This window comes from Butyrivibrio sp., from assembly GCF_024699075.1.
The window spans coordinates 1-4,329 of sequence record NZ_JAILQF010000167.1; the positions used below are offsets into that span (position 1 = coordinate 1).

Annotated in this window: 3 protein-coding genes and 1 pseudogene; 2 read left to right on the top strand and 2 right to left on the bottom strand. The window is 39.9% G+C overall.

What is annotated here, in order from left to right:
• Nucleotides 1-81: 81 nt before the first annotated feature.
• Nucleotides 82-1,518 carry a pyruvate carboxylase subunit B gene (locus tag K6G87_RS06525; protein ID WP_296835143.1) on the bottom strand — a complete coding sequence of 479 codons (1,437 nt, stop codon included), beginning with the start codon at nucleotides 1,516-1,518 and terminating at the stop codon, nucleotides 82-84.
• A gap of 54 nt (nucleotides 1,519-1,572) precedes the next feature.
• Nucleotides 1,573-2,252 (bottom strand): annotated as a pseudogene (locus K6G87_RS06530) (sodium ion-translocating decarboxylase subunit beta); the annotation flags it as partial.
• Between the two features lie 358 nt (nucleotides 2,253-2,610).
• Here K6G87_RS06530 and K6G87_RS06535 point away from each other — a divergent pair.
• Both K6G87_RS06535 and K6G87_RS06540 read left to right on the top strand, forming a co-directional pair.
• Nucleotides 2,611-2,919: a hypothetical protein gene (locus K6G87_RS06535; protein ID WP_296835145.1), complete on the top strand. Its 309-nt coding sequence runs from the start codon at nucleotides 2,611-2,613 to the stop codon at nucleotides 2,917-2,919.
• A 122-nt stretch (nucleotides 2,920-3,041) separates the two neighbouring features.
• Nucleotides 3,042-4,097 carry a Fic family protein gene (locus tag K6G87_RS06540; protein WP_296835147.1) on the top strand — a complete coding sequence of 352 codons (1,056 nt, stop codon included), beginning with the start codon at nucleotides 3,042-3,044 and terminating at the stop codon, nucleotides 4,095-4,097.
• Nucleotides 4,098-4,329: the final 232 nt, after the last annotated feature.

The following is a 4,329-nucleotide window of genomic DNA, read 5'->3' on the forward strand; positions in this document are numbered from 1 at the left end:
TTCTGATTTCTGTATTCATAAGTGCTTTCATTATAACACAAAAATACCCCTCACAAATGTGAGGGGTAAATTAATAACTTATTAAACGGGGTATGCACCGTTCTTTGTATCTGCGATAGATACGTCAACCTTCTCCTGCTGGGCCTGACGATACTTGAAGAAGTCTGTAGCAACCTGAGGGAAGAGTGCGTATGAAAGTACGTCCTCATCCTGTTGCTTGTACTGCTTCATCTCTGACTCAAGCTGAGCAAGCTCGGGCTTGTCATGGCCTGTAGCCTCTGCGGAACGAGCTGTTGATCTCTTCTCGCCGGGGATAACCTTGTTGATTACTTCCTCGTTCATAGGCTTAACAGTCTGACCATAGTTACCTCTTAAGAGATCCTTGAACTCGCCGGTAGCCATCTTATATCTCTCACCCATGAGAACGTTGAAGATAGCCTGTGTACCAACGATCTGTGATGAAGGTGTAACAAGAGGGGGCTCACCGCAGTCCTTACGAACTCTGGGAATCTCCTCAAGTACTTCCTGGTACTTGTCCTCTGCGTGCTGCTCTTTAAGCTGAGATACCATGTTTGAAAGCATACCGCCGGGTACCTGGTAAAGAAGAGTCTTGATGTTTACGCCAAGAACCTTTGTGCTCATTAAGCCGCTCTCGATGCACTCTTCTCTGTAGGGTCTCCAGTAATCAGCGATTTCTGCAAGAAGGTTCTGGTCATAACCTGTATCATAGGGAGTTCCCTTGAAGGTCTCAACCATAACCTCTGTAGCGGGCTGTGAAGTACCCAGTGCAAAAGGTGAAATTGCACAGTCGATAACGTCAACGCCTGCCTCAACTGCCTTAAGGTATGTCATTGAAGCTACACCTGAAGTGTAGTGAGTATGTAACTGGATAGGAAGATTTGTGTTCTCCTTCATGGCCTTGATAAGCTGCTCAGCCTTGTAAGGAACAAGGAGGCCTGCCATATCCTTGATACAGATGGAATCAGCACCCATCTCCTCAATCTTCTTAGCCATGTCTGCCCAGTACTCTAATGTATAAGCATCACCAAGTGTGTAGGAAAGAGCAACCTGAGCTGCGCCTCTTCCTTCCTGCTTTTTGATCTTATTTGTTGCATCAACTGCAGCCTGTAAGTTACGAAGGTCGTTTAAGCAGTCGAAAATTCTGATGATATCGATACCGTTTGCGATTGATTTCTCAACGAAAGCGTAAACCACATCATCTGCGTAAGGTCTGTAACCTAAGATGTTCTGTCCTCTGAAGAGCATCTGAAGTTTTGTGTTCTTAAATCCATCTCTGAGCTTTCTTAATCTCTCCCAGGGATCTTCCTTTAAGAATCTTAAAGAAGCGTCGAATGTTGCACCACCCCAGCACTCTACTGCGGCATATCCGACTTTATCCATTTTGTCAACGATGGGAAGCATCTTCTCGGTAGGCATTCTTGTTGCAATCAGGGACTGATGTGCATCACGAAGAACGGTTTCCATGATTCCAATCGGTTTCTTAACCTGTTCTGACATTTCCTATATCCTCCATATTTTATGAAACAAGTAAAATTCGTTTATATCTTCGATTTAGAATACTCCAAAGATAGCCATGAATGTTCCGGCTGCAACTGCAGTACCGATAACGCCGGCTACGTTGGGACCCATAGCATGCATGAGAAGGAAGTTTGTAGGATCTGCCTCAGCACCTACCTTCTGAGATACACGAGCTGCCATAGGAACGGCGGATACACCTGCAGAACCGATCAAAGGATTAACCTTACCGCGGGTAAGCAGGCACATCAGTTTACCGAAGAGCACACCTGCCATCGTACCGAAAGCGAATGCAATAAGACCAAGTACAACGATCTTGATTGTATCAATGTTAAGGAAAGCTTCGGCTGATGTGGTAGCACCTACGGATGTACCAAGTAAAATAACTACGATATACATCATTGCGTTTGATGCTGTCTCTGTAAGCTGACGAACAACGCCTGACTCTCTGAAGAGGTTACCTAGCATAAGCATACCAACCAAAGGAGCGGTTGTGGGAAGAATCAAACAAACAACAACGGTAACAACGATGGGGAAAAGAACCTTCTCAAGTTTGGAAACAGGACGAAGCTGCTCCATCTTGATCTTTCTTTCTCTGTTGTGAAAAGCTTCATAATAGGGGGCTGGATAATGGGAACCAGTGACATGTAGGAGTAAGCTGCTACTGCGATAGGTCCAAGTAAGCCGGTCTGTCCAAGTTTTCCCGCAAGGAAAATAATGTTGGATTTATATTTTGTAGTATAGGAAGCTGCTTTGTTAAAGATAATAAGATTTATCGTGTTAAAAGTGGCAAAATAAGAAGTGAACAAGCTGCCCTTTCAGGTCTTAGTTTTCAGGGAAAAGCTATTGATTTTAGGTTAACTAATGAATGGGGAATGCCTCTTTATGACGATATGCTTTATAAAGCGTATTATGGTAAAGAATGTGAAAACTGCGGAATGCGATTGGCTTGTAATGGATGTAGCCGGTGTGGAAAATGTGAATAGATATATTGATATTTTTGCGCAAATGTGACAAAGTAGCAAAATAACAGTGATTAATGAAAAAATAGTAGAAAAAAGTGAGGCGTGAAAAGTGATATATATATTAATCGGTTTAGTTGTATTGGCTATTATTGTTTTTGCTTATAATAACTTTTTAAATAACGAAGCTAAAAGCGAAGTTATAAAGCATAATAGAAATAGCTCACCAGTTGCTCTTAATAAGCCCATTGATCAGTCTGATATTAATTCGAATAGTGGTAAAATTAGATTAAATAGTAGTGCTTATTCACAGGTCCTTAATCTTAAAAGAGCGGGTAGAGTTGTGGAAGCAATTAAAATGGTAAGAGAATTTACAGGTGTAAGTCTTGTGGAAGCTAAGGACTATGTAGATAGTTTATAAAGACTAATATTAACCGCCATGTTTTTATCGCCTAAAATAAGTAAGAAAATAGGCGAATAATCACCTAAAGTGTTGATTATCGCCTAATATATGATATAATTTAGGCGAAAAGGAGAAACGCTATGCGAGAATTTAATTACAGTAAGTATAAAGATTACAAATGGGATAGTGAAATATTAGGTTTAGTCTCAGGTATACATGAATATAGAGGAAAGCAAGAGTTGTATTTAACTCAGAAACCAGCTGTTTTAGATAAGTTAGTTGAAGTGGCTAAGGTTCAAAGCACTGAGAGTTCAAATGCGATTGAGGGAATTTTTACTTCAAATACAAGATTGAATCAATTGATGCAGTCAAAAACCAAACCAAAGAATCGTGATGAAGAGGAGATTGCTGGCTATCGATTTGTATTGGATATGATTCATGAAAGTTATGAGTATATTCCAATTTCTTCAAATTATATCCTTCAGTTACACCAGAATCTTTATCGTTTTACCAACAGAAGTATAGGCGGTCATTTTAAAAACAGTGATAACCACATTGTTGCCAAGGATGAAAATGGCATTGAACATGTTATATTTGAACCACTTAGTCCCATAGAGACACCTATTGCTATTGATAGAATATGTGAAGAGTTTAATAGTGTGTCTGCTACCGAGGAAGTAGATACATTACTTTTAATACCAATATTCATTCATGATTTTCTATGTGTGCATCCTTTTAATGATGGCAATGGTCGAATGAGTAGATTGTTGACAACATTGCTACTCTATAGAGCTGGTTATGTTGTGGGTAGATATGTATCTTTGGAAAAAAAGATAGCTGAATTAAAAGAGTTGTATTATGACACGCTTAACATGAGCCAAAATGGTTGGCATGAAGGAGAAGATGATCCGACTCCTTTTATTAAGTATATACTAAAGACCATAATTGCAGCTTATAAAGATTTTGAGGAGCTAATTGAAATTATTGATATAAAGGAACCTGCAATTGAACAGGTAAGAGCTGCCGTTTATAAAAAAATAGGCAAGTTTACAAAAAGTGAAATAATGGAAATGTGTCCAAAGCTAGGACGCGCATCCGTGGAAAACTCGTTAACAGCACTTGTAAATGAGGATGTGCTTGAACGTCGAGGACGTGGCAGGGGCACTTATTACGTAAGAAAAGATGCACTTGTTTGATTATTGAACTTATTTTATTGGAATTAGGTCACTTGTGGTCATGGCATAAAAGTTATTGATGTGGAGGATTTATAGTAGCTTTACAACTTCCAGTTTGTTGAGATAAAAATACCTATTGACCCTCACGTTACGTCATAAGATACGATGGCTATATCAAGAGACAGGAGGACAACATAGTGAAAACAGTAAAGGAAGTTTCGCAGCTTACGGGTATCTCGGTGCGCACCCTTCA

Coding starts and splice junctions, on each gene's coding strand:
- K6G87_RS06525 (WP_296835143.1), bottom strand. CDS start 1,518: ATGTCAGAACAGGTTAAGAAACCGATTGGAATCATGGAAACCGTTCTT.
- K6G87_RS06540 (WP_296835147.1), top strand. CDS start 3,042: ATGCGAGAATTTAATTACAGTAAGTATAAAGATTACAAATGGGATAGT.